Annotated in this window: 12 protein-coding genes; 4 read left to right on the forward strand and 8 right to left on the reverse strand. The window is 61.1% G+C overall.

Going from position 1 to position 15373, the window contains the following annotated elements; all coding sequences use genetic code 11:
- The first annotated feature begins 148 nt into the window (after nt 1–148).
- Nucleotides 149–907: a helix-turn-helix domain-containing protein gene (locus tag BLS57_RS03500; protein ID WP_093739271.1), complete on the forward strand. Its 759-nt coding sequence runs from the start codon at nt 149–151 to the stop codon at nt 905–907.
- A gap of 4 nt (nt 908–911) precedes the next feature.
- Here BLS57_RS03500 and BLS57_RS03505 read toward each other — a convergent pair whose 3' ends face one another.
- From BLS57_RS03505 to BLS57_RS03525, 5 genes are all read right to left on the reverse strand, one after another.
- Nucleotides 912–2321 carry an amidase gene (locus BLS57_RS03505; protein WP_093739273.1) on the reverse strand — a complete coding sequence of 470 codons (1410 nt, stop codon included), beginning with the start codon at nt 2319–2321 and terminating at the stop codon, nt 912–914.
- An 86-nt stretch (nt 2322–2407) separates the two neighbouring features.
- Entirely contained in the window at nt 2408–3532 is a 1125-nt protein-coding gene (gene prfB / locus BLS57_RS03510; RefSeq protein WP_093739275.1) for a peptide chain release factor 2, read from the reverse strand.
- A 114-nt stretch (nt 3533–3646) separates the two neighbouring features.
- Nucleotides 3647–6205, reverse strand: a complete 2559-nt coding sequence (locus BLS57_RS03515; protein ID WP_093739277.1) for a penicillin-binding protein 1A — start codon at nt 6203–6205, stop codon at nt 3647–3649.
- Between the two features lie 129 nt (nt 6206–6334).
- Nucleotides 6335–7552: an N-acetylmuramoyl-L-alanine amidase gene (locus BLS57_RS03520; protein ID WP_093739279.1), complete on the reverse strand. Its 1218-nt coding sequence runs from the start codon at nt 7550–7552 to the stop codon at nt 6335–6337.
- A gap of 64 nt (nt 7553–7616) precedes the next feature.
- Nucleotides 7617–8759, reverse strand: coding sequence for a pyridoxal phosphate-dependent aminotransferase (locus BLS57_RS03525; protein ID WP_093739281.1), 1143 nt, complete (start codon nt 8757–8759; stop codon nt 7617–7619).
- A 96-nt stretch (nt 8760–8855) separates the two neighbouring features.
- On the opposite strand from BLS57_RS03525, the gene BLS57_RS03530 reads away from it, so the two are divergent.
- Entirely contained in the window at nt 8856–9605 is a 750-nt protein-coding gene (locus BLS57_RS03530) for a DsbA family protein (protein ID WP_093739283.1), read from the forward strand.
- The gene (locus BLS57_RS03535) at nt 9605–10096 is read left to right on the forward strand and encodes a hypothetical protein (protein ID WP_093739285.1); all 492 of its coding nucleotides are present in this window, start codon (nt 9605–9607) and stop codon (nt 10094–10096) included. Before BLS57_RS03530 ends, BLS57_RS03535 begins: the two co-directional genes overlap by 1 nt.
- Before the next feature lie 30 nt (nt 10097–10126).
- Here the strand turns inward: BLS57_RS03535 and ispG are convergent, their stop codons facing one another.
- The 3 genes from ispG to hemA all read right to left on the reverse strand — a co-directional run bounded on the left by ispG (nt 10127) and on the right by hemA (nt 13989).
- Nucleotides 10127–11254 (reverse strand): flavodoxin-dependent (E)-4-hydroxy-3-methylbut-2-enyl-diphosphate synthase, encoded by a 1128-nt coding sequence (gene ispG, locus BLS57_RS03540; RefSeq protein WP_093739287.1) that lies wholly within the window; start codon nt 11252–11254, stop codon nt 10127–10129.
- A 100-nt stretch (nt 11255–11354) separates the two neighbouring features.
- Complete coding sequence (locus BLS57_RS03545; RefSeq protein WP_093739289.1) at nt 11355–12644, reverse strand: helix-turn-helix domain-containing protein; 1290 nt, start codon at nt 12642–12644, stop codon at nt 11355–11357.
- 121 nt (nt 12645–12765) lie between these two features.
- The gene (gene hemA / locus BLS57_RS03550) at nt 12766–13989 is read right to left on the reverse strand and encodes a 5-aminolevulinate synthase (protein WP_093739291.1); all 1224 of its coding nucleotides are present in this window, start codon (nt 13987–13989) and stop codon (nt 12766–12768) included.
- A 243-nt stretch (nt 13990–14232) separates the two neighbouring features.
- Between hemA and BLS57_RS03555 the strand changes: the two genes are divergently transcribed.
- A complete protein-coding gene (locus tag BLS57_RS03555) occupies nt 14233–15309 on the forward strand; it encodes a sensor histidine kinase (protein ID WP_093739293.1) in 1077 nt (358 codons plus the stop codon).
- The last annotated feature ends 64 nt before the right edge of the window (nt 15310–15373 follow it).

The following is a 15373-nucleotide window of genomic DNA, read 5'->3' on the forward strand; positions in this document are numbered from 1 at the left end:
GACACAGTTTAGCATCATAGTTGACGCTCTTAAGCATCAGGTCTGTGAAGATGCTTGGATATTTGCCCGAACCGGCCCAAACTACCGGCAAAGTTGTATGAGGTAATCGATGGTCGCACCCACGCGTTCCCCGGCTGAGTTACGGAGCATGTTCGGTGCGAACCTCCGTGAACTGTCTACGCGCTACGACTCGATCTCCGAATTATCCCGCCGTTTGGGCATCAACCGCACCCAGTTCAACCGCTACCTTGCCGGCGAGAGCTTTCCCCGCCCTGACGTTCTGGCACGCATTTGTCGTTTCTTTGAAGTAGACGCGCGTGTGCTGCTGGAACCCGTTGAGCAGATCAAGATCGGGCACGATCCGTTTAACAACGGCTACCTACGCGATTTTCTGGGCACGGGAATTCGCGATGTGCCCGAAACCGATTTCCCAAGTGGTTTTTACCGCTTCGCGCGCCGCTCCTTTCTGGACGGCGACAGGTTCGTAACCGGCCTCGTTCACGTAAGCCGTCGCCAGAACAATACGTTCCTACGCGGTTTCGAGAGCGCCAAATCTCTGCGTCTACAAGGCCTCCCGACGAACCCCGCCGTACGAGAGTATCGCGGCCTTATCTCGCGGCAGGAAAACGGGGTGTCCATCGTGGTCTCCCGCCGCAAAGCCCTCACCGGTTCGTTTAACTATCTCACCCGCGTCGCCTCGTTTGAGAATAACTTCTGGGTTGGCTATGTGACCCGCACAGCCCCCGAGAGCAGTACGGGCACAAGGGTTACGAGGCTCACCTATGAGTACATCGGCCGTGACCCGCGTGCTGTGCTTCCCGCGGCCCGAGCCGCCGGATTTACAGAGTTCGAAGACATCTCGCCCTTTCACCGGCGGCTGCTGCAACCGGACGTGCCCTTCACCTGAAAATTCAGAGCTTTGGCGGCTGGGCCTGCGGCCAACCGGTGGCACGGTGCCAGTCTTCGGCCAGTTGCAATAACCGCGCGTCACTGCCGCGCTTGCCGATCAACTGCAGTCCGAGGGGCAGACCATCCTCGCTGAACCCGGCAGGGACATTCACCACCGGCAGCCCGATCAGACTGGCTGGCACAACGACCTGCATCCAGCGGTGGTAGCTGTCCATGACCCGACCTTCGATCTCTGTCGGGTGCTCCAGCTGAACATCAAAGGGCCAGACTTGCGCTGACGGCAGAACCAGCACATCCACCCTGTCAAACGCGGTCACGGCCGCGCGGAACCAATCGGACCGGATGCTGCTGGCGCGCTGAATGTCCGAGGCCCCATAGCCCTGCCCCCGCGCCACTTCCCACTGTGCCGCCGGTTTCAGATATTCCCGCCGCGCCGGGTCATCATAGATGGACCCCAAAGATGCGGCGACAGCAAAGGAACGCAGAGTGGTCCAACTTTCCCACATCGCATCTGCATCAAAAGGCGCGCTAACTTCCGTCACTTCATGGCCGAGGTCTGCCATCTGCCGCAAAGCCGCTTCACTCTGCGCAAGGATACCGGCCTCACAGGGAAAGGCGCCGCCCCAATCGCCAAGCCAGCCCAGCCGCTGCCGCGGCAGATCGCCGGTCAGCGCAGCGGCCAGTCCGGCCCCGTCCCGGCTCAGTGGCAAACGCGGATCGGCACCGCGTATGACATCGCCCAAAGCCGCCAAATCGCGTGGACTGCGCGCCATCGGCCCCAAGGTGGAGAGTTGATGCATGAACAGATCGCCCGAGGGATCGCCCGGCACCGTCCCCCAAGTCGGGCGCATCCCATAAACATTGTTCCACCCGGCCGGATTGCGCAGCGAGCCCATCATGTCGGAGCCGTCGGCCACACAAAGCATTCGCGCCGCCAGCGCCGCCGCGGCCCCGCCGGAAGAACCGCCTGACGACTGCGTTAAGTCGTAGGGGTTGCAGGTCGGCCCATGCACAGGGTTAAACGTATGACTGCCCAGCCCGAACTCCGGCGTGTTGGTCTTTCCGATGATCAACGCACCCGCTGCCCTCAAACGGGCGACCGGAATGTCATCCTGTTGCGCAATCTGACCGGCAAATAGCGGCGACCCTTGCGAGGTGGGCAACCCCTCAGCATTTGCCAAATCCTTAACTGCCATCGGTATGCCATGCAGCCAGCCCCGACATGGCGCTGCATCCGCGGCGCGTGCCTCTGCCAATAGCTCCTCCTCGTCGCGCAAAGAGACCACGGCATTCACCGCGCCATTGACCGCCTCGATCCGGGCGAGTGTCGCCCGCATCACTTCAACCACCGAGAGCCGGCCCGCCCCCAGTGCCTCGGACAGTTCCACCGCATCCCATTCAAGAAATTCCACGCCATCCCCCTCTTTTTGGCCAAAAATACTTCGGGGGGTCCGGGGGGCTGGCCCCCCGGTTATTGCCAGAGACCGGCAGGCCCGCCTCAGTCCCCCTGCGCTTCGGCCCGGCTCTTGCCCGACACCGCCAGCGCGAGCGTGGCCCCCATCAACCCGTCAAGATCACCATCGAGCACGCCTTTGGTGTCCGACGTCTCATAATTCGTGCGCAGGTCTTTCACCATTTGGTAAGGCTGCAAGACATAAGACCGGATCTGGTTGCCCCAGCCCGCGTCGCCTGCGTTTTCATGCGCCTCGTTAACCAGTGCAGAGCGCTTGTCCAACTCCATCTGATAAAGCCTGGACTTCAACGCTTTCATCGCGATATCGCGGTTCTGGTGTTGCGACTTTTCCGAAGAGGTCACGACGATCCCGGTGGGGTGGTGCGTGATCCGCACCGCCGAGTCGGTGGTGTTCACGTGCTGGCCGCCCGCGCCCGACGACCGGTAGGTGTCGATACGGATATCCGATGGGTTCACTTCGATCTCAATGTTGTCGTCGACCACCGGATAGACCTTGACCGAGGTGAACGACGTGTGGCGCTTGGCCGCGCTGTCAAAGGGCGAAATACGCACCAAACGGTGCACGCCGCTTTCGGATTTTAACCAGCCATAGGCATTGTGCCCGGCGATCTTATAGGTCGCCGACTTGATCCCTGCCTCTTCGCCCGCGCTCTCGGCCTGAAGCTCGACCTTATAGCCCTTCTTTTCAGCCCAACGGACATACATCCGCGCCAACATGCTGGCCCAATCGCAGCTTTCCGTCCCGCCCGCGCCGGAGTTGATCTCGAGGAACGTGTCGTTGCTGTCCGCTTCGCCGTTCAGCAGCGCCTCAAGCTCTTTCTGGGCGGCCTTTCCGGCCAGCGCTCTAAGCGCGGCCTCGGCGTCGGAGATGACTTCCTCATCCCCTTCCATCTCGCCCAGCTCGATCAGCTCGATGTTGTCCGCCAGCTCTTGCTTGATGCTGTCATAGACGCCCATGGCATCGACCAGCGCCTGCCGCTCGCGCATGAGCTTCTGCGCGGCATCCGGGTTGTCCCAAAGGTTCGGGTCTTCGACGCGGGCGTTGAATTCTTCCAGCCGGTAGGGCGCGGTTTCCACATCCAGTCGCTGGGCCAGCAATTCCAGCGACTTGCTGATCTGGTCCGCGGTATTCTGTGCTTCTGCGCGCATCGTTGCCTGCCTTTGATAAGTATTGCGGCCCCGAAAACCGGAGCCGCACGAGAGATAGACCAGCGCGCCTGTGGCGACAAGTGGGGGCGCCGCCGCAACCCGCGCTGAGGTGGGTTAGTAAAGACCGCCCGAGCTCAGCGTGCCGAAGCTTGCCTTGGGGCCGACGGTGGCTTTCTTGCCTGTCGAGGTGGTGACCTGACGCGAGGAGGACGAGCCGCCAAGTTCTTCGACCAGCGGCAGGTCTGCCCCCATGGCAAAACCGCCGTCAAAGGAGATGCCAAAGAGCGGCTCTTCCCCATCGCGGAAACACTCGGAGACCACATTGCCACCTGTCGCGCCGTCGCTCAAACGGGCGCCGGAGAAACGGTCAATCTTGATGAAGCGACACTGCTCGGGCACGCTGAAATCACCGCCACCGTATTTCTGGATCGCCTCAGACATGAAGCGCTGGAATACTGGTGCGCAGAGCGCGCCGCCCCCGGCCCCCCGGCCCATCGGGCGTGGTGTGTCGTAGCCGATGTAGCAGCCCGCCGCGATGTTCGACGAAAAGCCGACGAACCACGCGTCTTTCTCGTCATTGGTGGTGCCGGTCTTGCCTGCAATCGGGATCGGCAGGTTGATCGCCTTACGGGCCGTGCCCCGCTCGACCACGCCGCGCATCATGGAGGTCAACTGGTAGGCTGTGACCGGATCCATCACCCGCTCGCGGTTCGAGATGACCTTGGGCGCCGTGCCGGGGGCGAGGCTGATCTGTTCGCAATCGTAGCATTTGCGCTCGTCATGCTGGTAGACAGTGCGCCCGTAACGGTCCTGCACCCGGTCGACCAACGTAGGCTGCACACGCTCACCGCCATTGGCAAACATGGCATAGGCCGAGACCATTTGATAAAGCGTGGTCTCTTGGCTGCCGAGCGCATTGGCGAGCACCGGCGACAGGTCGTCATAGACACCAAAACGCTCGGCATAGCTGCCGACCACATCCATACCGACCTCTTGGGCCAGACGGATTGTCATCAAGTTCCGCGATTGCTCAATCCCGGTGCGCAATGGCGTGGGACCGTAGAACTTGTGCGACGCGTTCTGCGGGCGCCAGACGCCTTGGGGGGTGTTGATCTCAATCGGCGCGTCCACAACGATGGTCGCGGGGCTATAGCCACTGTCGAGCGCCGAGGCATAGACAAAGGGTTTGAAGCTGGAGCCGGGCTGACGTTTGGCCTGGGTGGCGCGGTTAAAAACGCTGGCCTGATAAGAAAAGCCGCCCTGCATGGCGATCACGCGGCCCGTGTCTACGTCCATCGCAACAAAGCCGCCCTGTACCTCGGGCACCTGCCGCAGAGTCCAGCGGATGAAGGAGCCGTCGTTATCGGCGGTCATCCGGCGGACCAGCACCACCTCGCCCACGTCAAGCAGGTCGCCCGCGACTTTCGCCTTGGGGCCAAGCTTGCCATCGTCCAAACGCTTGCGCGCCCATTGCACGTCCTTGGCCGGGATCCAGTGACCGTCTTCGTCATCCTCGACCCCTTCAATGCCGATACGCGCATCGGAACTGCCGACTTCGAGCACCACCGCAGGATACCACTGGTTTTCCAGGTCAATGTCACGCGGCACCCGCAGATCGGCCAGTGCAGCGCGCCATTTCTCTTCGGTCTCCAACTGTTCCGCCGGGATTTCAAAACGTGTCCCGCGCCAGATGCCCTGCCCGCGGTCGTATTGTTCCAACTGACGGCGTAGCGCATTGGCGGCCACCGGCTGCATTTCGTTGTCGATCGTCGCGCGCACGGTCAGACCGCCGGTAAAGAACTCGCCCTCGCCAAAGTCTTCGCTCAGCTGGCGGCGGATTTCGTCGGTGAAGTAGTCGCGCGGCGGAAGCTCGGCCTTGAAGCTCTCGAAGTCGCCGTTCTGAACCGAGCGCAGCGGCAATGCGACCTCGTATTCATAGACCTCTTCAGAGATATAGCCGTTCTCCATCATCTCCTGCAGCACGAAGTTCCGACGTGATAACAGGCGCTCCTTGCGCCGCACCGGGTGATAGTCCGAGGGCGCTTTGGGCAGCGAGGCAAGGAAGGCCGCCTCATGCGGGGCGAGCTCGCTTAAAGTCTTGTTGAAGTAAGTCTGGCTCGCCGCAGCCACACCATAGGAGTTCTGGCCGAGGAAAATCTCGTTGAGGTAAAGCTCAAGGATTTTCTCTTTGCTCAGCGTCTCTTCCAGCCGCGAGGCGAGGATAATTTCCTTGATCTTACGCTCTGCCCGACGGTCGCCAGACAGCAAGAAGTTCTTCATCACCTGTTGAGTAATGGTTGAGGCGCCGCGCACATCGCGACCGCGCGATTTCACCGCGTCCACCGCCGCCGCACCAATGCCGCGCAGGTCATAGCCTTCGTGGGTGTAGAAGTTTTTATCTTCCGCCGAGATAAACGCCTGTTTCACCAGATCGGGGATCGTCTCTGCCGGGGTGAAAAGCCGCCGTTCCTTGGCAAATTCATCGATCAAGCGGCCCTGGCCCGAGTAAATCCGGCTGATTGTCGGCGGGGTGTATTGGGCGAGCGACTCGTGGCTGGGCAGATCGCGCCCATACATCCAGAACACCGCACCGATGGTCAAAGCCACCATGCCGACGCCCAAGGTGATGGTGGTAAAAATACCGCCGAAAAAAGACAGAACAAATCGAAACACGCGCGCGGACCACCATTGGCTAGGGATTGCTCCAAGCCTATACAGGATGCGCCGCGTGGGGTCAAAACACATGGGCGGTATCAAGGGGCGAATTACCGCCCACCGACCAGCGGCGGTTTCAGCGTGTTTTTACTGCCGTATCAGAGGCTTGAGCGCCGCATCGCTATCGCGCCATGCGACAATCGCATCCGCCATCGCCCCGACCATCACCGCACGCCAGACCGGATCGCGCAGGTTGGTCAAATCGCGCTTGGAACTGAGAAAGCCGATCTCGACCAATACCGAGGGGATGTCTGCGGATTTCAGCACCGAGAACCCGGCGCGGCGCAGGGGGCGGCTGTTCATCGGGCCGCCTGCGCCATCCATGCCCTCGACCAAGAATTTCGCCAAGGCTTCCGACCGCGGCTCGGTTTCTTGCCGGGCGAGATCAAGCAGAATGCCCGCCACCTGATCGTCCGACCCGGTCAAGTCTGCACCCGCGATAATGTCCGAGCGGTCATGACGGGCAGCGAGATGCTCTGTCGCTGCGTCACTGGCATCGTCCGACAGCACGTAGACGGTCGCTCCGCTCGCGCCGCCTTGAGACAGGCTGTCCGCATGCAGCGACAGGAACAGATCAGCTTCGGCCTGATGCGCAATGGCGACGCGGTGCTCAAGCGCCACAAAGATATCCTCGTCCCGCGTGAGCAGCACATCGACCCCCTTGCGCCGCAGCGCATCGCGCAAGTCACGGGCGAAGTTCAGCATCATGTCCTTCTCGTCCAGTCCTTCCCGCTGGGCGCCGGGATCAATGCCGCCATGGCCGGGGTCGAGCACGACGGTGAAGGTGTCTTTGTCGATGGTGGGCGCTTTGGGCGGAGCCGTCAGCGCGGCGGTCCAATCAGGGTCCACCGGCGCGCCAGCGGCTTTGGCAAAGGCCGCTTCCTCTACTGTCTTCAGCGTAATTTCCAACCGCGCCTGCCCACTGGCTGCGTCGATGGGCATGCCGATCTCGTCCGGCACCATCGGCTCGGCCAGATCAGCGACAAGCCGGGACCAACCGGGCTGGAAGGCGCCAAAGCGCACAGCCGCAATCCGGCCGGGTTTGGCCAGCAGATCACCTGAATGCACATTGCTCCAATCCGCCTCGCGGAAATCGACGATCAACCGCGCGGGATCGTCGAGCAGGAACACGCGGAAGGGCACCCCTTGGCTGAGCGCAACAGTCAGATCGGTCTTGCCGAACCAGCCGTCTTTAACGGCGCTCGCCTCTGGATCGACCCGCGCCAGCGCGGTCAACTCCTGCGCCATCGCCGCTGGCCCTGCACAGGCCAACGCCACTGCCAGAACCTTTAGAACTGCCCGCATTCCTCGTCACCCTGCCCTGCTTGTTTTCGCCCTTTTAGCATCTGCCGCGCAGGCAAACCAGCGTTCAGCGTGCCGCCATAAAGGCTTTGAGCCGAGCAATGCCTTCTTCCATATCCGCCGTGCTGCGCGCGTAAGAGAAGCGCAGGGTCTTATGGCCGCGCAGCGGATCGAAATCGAGCCCCGGCGTGACGGCAACGCTTGCTTTTTCAAGGATTTCAGCGGCAAAGGCGCGGCTGTCATCGGTAAAGCGGGAGACATCCGCATAGACGTAAAAGGCCCCATCCGGCGGCGCGATGTCGGTGAAACCGGCCTCTTTCAACCCTTCGACCACCAAATCGCGGTTGCGACGATACACCGCGAGGTTGGCTTGCAGCTCGTCGTCGCAATCCATTGCAGCCAAGGCTGCGATTTGGCTCGCATGGGGGGCGCAGATGAACATGTTCTGCGCAATTCGTTCCACCACGCGCACCTGATCTTCGGGCACTACCATCCAACCGACGCGCCAGCCGGTCATCGAGAAATATTTGGAGAATGAGTTGATGACGTAGCAGTCGTCCGTGATCTCCAGCGCGGTCACGGCCTTCTTGTCGTATTCGATGCCGTGGTAAATCTCGTCCGAGATAAAGGACATGTCATTCGCCGCGCAGGCTTCGGTCAAAGCGGACAGCGCCGGACGGTCGAGCATCGTGCCCGAGGGGTTCGCCGGAGAGGCAACCAGCAAGCCCTTTAGGTTCTCATCAGCAAAATCCGCGGCGACAGGCTGGTAGCGGTTTTCCGGAGAAGCCGGCAGGTCAACCGGCTGCATCCCCAAAGCCCGCAGAATTTGGCGGTAGCTCGGATAGCCCGGCGCGCCGATGCCGACGCGGTCACCGGAATCAAAAAGCGCGGTGAAGGCGAGCAGGAATCCGCCAGAGGAACCGGGCGTGATGACCACCCGCGCCGGGTCCAGATCGACATTATACCACTCGCCATACATCTGCGCGATCCGCGCCCGCAGCGCTGGCAGTCCGAGTGCCACGGTGTAACCCAAAGGCCCGTCCTGCATCGCCTTCGTCAACGCTTCTGCCGCTTCTTTGGGCGCGCCGGTGCCGGGCTGGCCAACCTCCATATGGATGATGTGGCGGCCTGCGGCCTCGGCAGCGGTGGCGGCCTGCATCACGTCCATCACGATAAAGGGATCAACGGAGGATCGGGTTGAATTGCGCATGGGCTTGCTCCTAGTCTGGCCATGTGCTTTCACCTCGCCTAATGCCGGGCGTCAACCCTCGGCCCCTATTTCGCAGTTTCACCGAAAGGTCCGCCCATGTTTGCCCGTTTGATCGCCCCCGCCTTTGCCAGCGCACTGGCCCTCACCGCCCCCGCACAGGCGATGGACCTGACCGAATTGACCGACGCCGAGCGCGCCCAGTTCCGCGCCGAGGTCCGTGCCTATCTCATGGAGAACCCCGAGGTGATCCTGCAGGCGGTCGAGCAGATGCAGAACCGTCAGGCCGAAGCTCAGATGCAGGCGGATTTTGACCTTGTCACCGCCCATGCTGATGAAATTTTCAACGACGGCTATTCTTGGGTGGGCGGCAATCCTGAGGGCGACATCACGCTGGTCGAATTCCTCGACTACCGCTGCGGCTATTGCAAACGCGCCCATGATGAAGTGGCCAAGCTTCTGGAAACAGACGGCAATATCAAAATGATCGTCAAAGAGTTTCCGATCTTGGGCGAGCAATCCATGTTGGCCTCGCGTTTTGCGGTGGCGACAAAACAGGTCGCCGGCGATGACGAATACAAGCAGTTGAACGACGCGCTGATGGCCTTCAACGGCGACATCACAATGCCCGCCCTGCGCCGCTTGGCCGAAAGCTTTGATCTGGATGCCGAGGCGATTGAGGCCAAGATGGACAGCGAAGAGGTGACCCAAGAGATCGCCCAGACCCGCGCGCTGGCGCAGAAGCTGCAGATCACCGGCACACCGACCTTCGTGATGCAGGACGAAATGCTGCGCGGCTACCTGCCCTATGACCAGATGATGGCTCTCGTGGAGGAAAAGCGCGGCTGATGATCCGGGCGCTTGGCGTTCTCATAACGCTGTCGCTGGCCGCGCCCGCCGCGGCCAGTGAGTTGGCCGAGATGCCCCCCGCACAGCGTGCGGCTTTCGAGGCTGAGTTGCGCGCGGCGATCCTCGCCAATGGCGATGTGATCGCCGAGGCGTTGGCCGGGCCGCAGCCGGCGCGCTCTGAAATGCAGCAGTATATTGCGGATGACCTCAGCTTACTGGACCGGCTTGCTCCGACCTTGCTAGAGGGGAATGATATTGCGCTTTTCATCGCCGAAGGCTGTGCTGGCTGCGCAGATGCAGCGCAAGAATTAGACGACCTTGCAAAGACTTACGAGATCGACTTCATCTTGCATGACCTTGCTTCGCCGGAAGCGAAGGCATGGGCTGAAGACCTCGGGCTGAGGGAAGCGCCCTTCTATGTTCTGCCGAATATGATCCTGCGCGGTCACATGCCGCAGGTCGTTTTGCAGAAATACCTGAGCAACCCCTAAAGCACTGAATGAGCAACGGACTGTAAGTCCTTATTCTGCCGCCTCTTTTGCAGACTCGGCTTCGATCTTTGCCGCCCGTTCCTCGACCTGCTCGACGATGTGGTCGATCATGCCTTCGTTGCCCAGCTTATGGCTCTGCTTACCAGCAAGATAGACCATCCCCGACCCCGCGCCGCCGCCGGTGAACCCGACGTCAGTCATCAGCGCTTCCCCCGGCCCGTTCACAACGCAGCCGATGATTGAAAGACTCATCGGTGTTTTGATATGCTCAAGCCGCTTCTCCAGCGCCTCTACCGTTTTGATCACGTCAAACCCCTGCCGGGCGCAGGAGGGGCAGGAAATGATGTTCACACCCCGGTGGCGCAACCCGAGCGATTTTAGGATTTCATAGCCGACTTTGACCTCTTCGACCGGATCAGCCGAGAGGGACACACGGATCGTATCGCCAATTCCGCTCCACAACAAATTGCCCAGACCGATGGCCGATTTGATCGTGCCGGACATCAGCCCGCCCGCTTCGGTAATGCCAAGATGGATAGGCGCATCGGTGGCATCGGCCAGCTGTTGATAGGCGGCCGCCGCCATAAAAACGTCCGAGGCTTTGCAGGAGATTTTAAATTCGTGGAAGTCATTGTCCTGCAGGATTTTGATATGATCGAGCCCGCTTTCGACCATCGCATCTGGGCACGGCTCGCCGTATTTCTCTAACAGGTGTCGCTCCAGTGAGCCTGCGTTCACGCCGATGCGGATCGAACAGTTGTGGTCTCGTGCGGCCTTGATGACCTCGCGAACGCGCTTTTCATCCCCAATGTTACCGGGGTTGATCCGCAGACAAGCGGCACCAGCTTCGGCGGCTTCGATCCCGCGTTTGTAGTGGAAATGGATGTCCGCCACGATCGGCACGGAAACCTCTGGCACAATCTCACGCAGCGCCTTTGACGACGCCTCATCGGGCACTGATACCCGGACGATATCCGCACCCGCGTCGGCAGCCGCTTGGACCTGCGCGATCGTCCCGGCGACATCAGTCGTCAGCGTATTGGTCATGGTCTGAACGGTGATCGGCGCGTCGCCCCCGACCGGCACATTGCCCACCATGATCTGCCGCGATTTGCGACGCGGAATCTCGCGCCAAGGGCGGATGGAATGAAGCGACATAAAGACACCTTTCGCGGATCAAGGGCATTGGCCCATACCTAGTCAGGCAGGATCGCTTGTGCAATGGCAAGGAAGTGGGATCGCGCCCGGGAAGCGCCTGCTAGCTCTTGCAGGGCATGGCGGCCAGCGCCGACGGTTCGATAGAGCCTTCGAGGTCGGCAAACATGCGGCTGAGCGATTGCTCGGCGGCGGGATCGACGGGTTGGTAAAGCTCAGCCAGCGCCTGTTGGTGCAGCGGCACGTTCGAGGTCACGGCACCGCGCGGGCCGACGGGGCCAAAGCAGCCGTCCGCCATCGCGAAATAAAGCGCACCGGATTCACCCGTCCGCAGGGTTGGCGGCTCTTCTGTGACGGGGACATCATAGGTGTCGCCCTTGTTCATCACACCTTCGAAGATGACTGTCCCATCTGCGGCGCGGACGCGGACCCAAGAAGGATAGGCCGCGACCATACGCACGCTTTCCGCTATCGGCTCGACCACCTGCGGTTTGGGCAGTTCGCCGTCAGCGTTGGCCAGCATCAGCGCATCGTTAATGGCGTCAGAGATGGTGCCATCCTCTTCTGCGACCATCGTATTTTGAGATCCCGGGTCGGGGCGGTCAGGCGTTGGGAAATTGCTTACCGAGCGTGGGTCGATGGAAGCGATTGGCGCGTCGCGGGCAACCAACACCGGCACATCCAATGCCTGCGGGCGATAGAGCCGGTCCAGCGCGTCGGCGCGCGGGCTTTCCATGCTGCGAGGTGCAGCGGAATCGTCCTCGGCATCCGGCGCGCTCGCAAGAGCGCCGTCCAGAGGATCAAGATCGGAAAGGACAACCGGTGTCTGGTCCACCGGAGCAACCTGCACGCGCTGCACTTCTTTCAGCACGGTCCAGCCACCAAAACCGATGGCCGAGATCAACGCAATGAGAACAAGCGAAGAGCCCACGGCACCGGGTTCGATCCGGCTAAGTAGCCCGTCCCCCACCGGCACGAAGGGTGTGTTCGGACGGGCGAAGAGATCATCATCTTTCGGGGATTTACGGCGGTCTTCGAAACTGGGCTTCTTAACGACCGAAGCCTCAGCGGACATACCATGCGCCACGGCAAAGCCGGATTCCTTGCAAAAGGCGGCAAAAGCCTGATCCGGATCCATGTTCAGGTAACGTGCATAGGACCGCACATAGCCTGCGATAAACCCCGGCGTGTCAAAGGCATCAGGGTCGCAGTTTTCAATGGCAGCGATGTAGGAGGCTTTAATCCGCAACTCGCGTTGCACGTCGAGCAGGGATTTCCCGAGCGTCGCGCGTTCACCACGCATAACGTCCCCCAGCCGCAATTCGAATGCGTCAAACCCTTTAGGTTCAACGGTTTCGTCCTCAGCGGATTTGGAGGCCCATCGCCCGATCATCAATATGCCCTGTCCCTATTATGCCTTTAGCCTTAGCCCGAATGCGCCCCAACGATTCGGATTTAGCCTTTTCTTGCGTCAAGACTAGCATAAGACAACGGAAAACACGAACAACAGCGTATTAACCGGCTGCTTCGGCACGATTCAGCGCACAATGAGACCAGAGTGAGTCCATCCCCCGCACAAGCGCGTCCATCTCCTTAGGCCCATGTACGGGCGACGGCGTAAAGCGCAACCGTTCGGTGCCACGCGGGACCGTCGGAAAGTTGATCGGCTGGACGTAGATGCCGTGATCTTCAAGCAGCATGTCAGACAGCAGCTTGGTATGGACTGGGTTGCCGACCATCACTGGCACGATGTGGCTGCCGTGATCGATGATCGGAAGGCCGAGACCTTTCAGGCGCAACTTCAGAGCCTTAGCTTGCTGCTGGTGTTTCTCTCGCAATTCTGGCGCACGTTTGAGATAGGCCACTGATGCAGCCGCGCCCGCGGCCACCGCTGGCGGCAGAGAGGTGGTAAAGATAAAGCCCGGCGCATAGGAGCGAATGGCGTCGCACATCTTGGCCGAAGCCGCGATATAGCCACCCATCACGCCGTAAGCCTTGGCCAGCGTGCCATTAATGATGTCGAGCCGGTGCATCAGACGGTCGCGTTCCGCCACCCCTGCCCCGCGCGGGCCGTACATGCCCACGGCATGCACTTCGTCGATATAGGTCAGCGCGCCGAACTCGTCGGCGAGGTCGCATATCTCTTCGATCGGGCCGAAATCGCCGTCCATCGAATAGATCGATTCGAAAGCGATCAGTTTGGGCGCGGCCGGGTCGTCGGCTTCCATCAGCTCGCGCAGGTGGGCCACATCGTTGTGACGGAAGATGCGCTTGGCCCCGCCGTTGCGGCGCACGCCTTCGATCATGCTCGCATGGTTCAACGCGTCGGAATAGATGATCAGACCGGGGAACAGCTTTGGCAGCGTCGAGAGCGTCGCATCATTGGCGATATAGGCGGAAGTGAACAGCAGCGCTGCTTCCTTGCCATGCAGATCGGCCAGCTCAGCCTCAAGCCGTTTGTGGTAGATCGTCGTGCCGGAGATGTTGCGCGTACCGCCCGAGCCAGCGCCGGTGGCGCGCAGAGCCTCCTCCATCGCTTCGATCACGACAGGGTTCTGCCCCATGCCGAGGTAGTCGTTTCCGCACCAGACAGTGATATCCTGCGTGCTGCCGTCCGGCTTGGTCCAGACCGCATGAGGGAACTGACCGTTGCGGCGTTCAATGTCGATAAAGGTCCGGTAGCGGCCTTCGTCATGCAGGCGCGCAATCGCCGCGTCGAGTTTTTCCGAGTAGTCCATTGCGCTCCTCCGTCGGGCCGGCCTGCAAGCGAGAGGGCCAGACACCCATATTCACTTTTTGGAATGGTTACAGATTCCTACCCCTCTCTTCAATCTCTTATCGCCGCGCCGCAAGGGGCGAACTGTCGCAGGGGGCGCGGCCCGGGGAACCAGATAGGCCGATCCCCACCGTTTTCCCAATGATTGCTTGTATGTTCGCAGCGATTGCTATTTTGAGGAGGCTTACTCAGGAAAGACAAAGCCTTGCGCGCCACTCCGCACCCTCAGCAGGCCCAACGCCTGCGCACCCTTTACGATTACGATATTCTCGATACCCCGCGCGAGGCGGATTTCGATGAGATCGTCGCCCTTGCGGCGCAGATCTGTGATGCGCCGATCTCGGTCATTAATCTGATCGACAAGGATCGTCAGTGGTTCAAAGCCGAGGTTGGACTGAATGCGCGCGAAACGCCGCTGGAAACTTCGCTTTGCTCGCACGCCATTCTCGAAGCGCCTTTCGTTGAGATCCCGGATACGCTCAACGACCCTCGCATGGCGGACAACCCGCTTTGCACCGACGAGAACGGTCTGCGTTTCTATGCCGGTGCCCTCTTGGTCGCGCCGAACGGCTTGCCACTTGGGACGCTTTGTATCCTCGACAACGAGCCGCGCCGGCTCACGGAGGCACAACGCAACGCGGTCGAAGTGCTGTCGCGTCAGGTGATGAAGCAGCTCGACCTGCGCCTTGCCCTGCGTCGTCAGGCGGTACTGATGAGCGAAGCCGATCACCGTGTGAAGAACTCTCTGCAGACACTCGGCGCGATGATCCGCCTCCATGCCCGCGGATTAAAGGAGGACAACGCGAGCGAGGTGATCGAAGCGATCCAGCGTCGGGTGCAGTCTGTGGCCTCCCTGCACGGCGAATTGCAGCACAGCGACGGCCGCGACGAGGTCGACGCTGCCTCCTTCCTCGCGCAGGTCGTGCAACTGCTGCAAGACACCGCCCCCGCCCATGTGACCATCAGCTGCCGCAGCGATGCCGTAACGGTAAGCGCGGGCGCGGCTTCGGCCATGGGGCTGGTGGTGAGCGAATTTGCCGCGAACTCCATCAAACATGGCTACCCGGATAAGACGGCGGGCCAAATCCAGATTGACCTCTCCCTCACCGATGGCACCTATCGCCTGACCTGTCAGGACGACGGCATCGGCTCGCAGAGCGGCGGGCTGTCGCGCCCCGGCAGCCTTGGCCAAACGCTTATGTCCGCCGCAGCATCGCAGTTGAGCGGTGAGCTCGACACCTCTTTGACGCCAGAAGGCAGCCGTCTCGCGCTCACCTTCTAAGGCAGCCACTGGACACCCCCTGCCCGCCTGATACCTTCGCGCCAAAATCACAGCGCAAGGAAGT

This window comes from Sulfitobacter delicatus, from assembly GCF_900102535.1.
GTDB lineage: Bacteria > Pseudomonadota > Alphaproteobacteria > Rhodobacterales > Rhodobacteraceae > Sulfitobacter > Sulfitobacter delicatus.

Bases quoted from the DNA above. Each gene is read 5' to 3' on its own strand.
- ispG (WP_093739287.1), bottom strand. From the start codon at position 11,254: ATGTCGCTTCATTCCATCCGCCCTTGGCGCGAGATTCCGCGTCGCAAA.
- BLS57_RS03520 (WP_093739279.1), bottom strand. From the start codon at position 7,552: ATGCGGGCAGTTCTAAAGGTTCTGGCAGTGGCGTTGGCCTGTGCAGGG.
- BLS57_RS03525 (WP_093739281.1), bottom strand. From the start codon at position 8,759: ATGCGCAATTCAACCCGATCCTCCGTTGATCCCTTTATCGTGATGGAC.
- BLS57_RS03535 (WP_093739285.1), top strand. From the start codon at position 9,605: ATGATCCGGGCGCTTGGCGTTCTCATAACGCTGTCGCTGGCCGCGCCC.
- prfB (WP_093739275.1), bottom strand. From the start codon at position 3,532: ATGCGCGCAGAAGCACAGAATACCGCGGACCAGATCAGCAAGTCGCTG.
- BLS57_RS03500 (WP_093739271.1), top strand. From the start codon at position 149: ATGTTCGGTGCGAACCTCCGTGAACTGTCTACGCGCTACGACTCGATC.
- BLS57_RS03545 (WP_093739289.1), bottom strand. From the start codon at position 12,644: ATGATCGGGCGATGGGCCTCCAAATCCGCTGAGGACGAAACCGTTGAA.
- BLS57_RS03530 (WP_093739283.1), top strand. From the start codon at position 8,856: ATGTTTGCCCGTTTGATCGCCCCCGCCTTTGCCAGCGCACTGGCCCTC.
- hemA (WP_093739291.1), bottom strand. From the start codon at position 13,989: ATGGACTACTCGGAAAAACTCGACGCGGCGATTGCGCGCCTGCATGAC.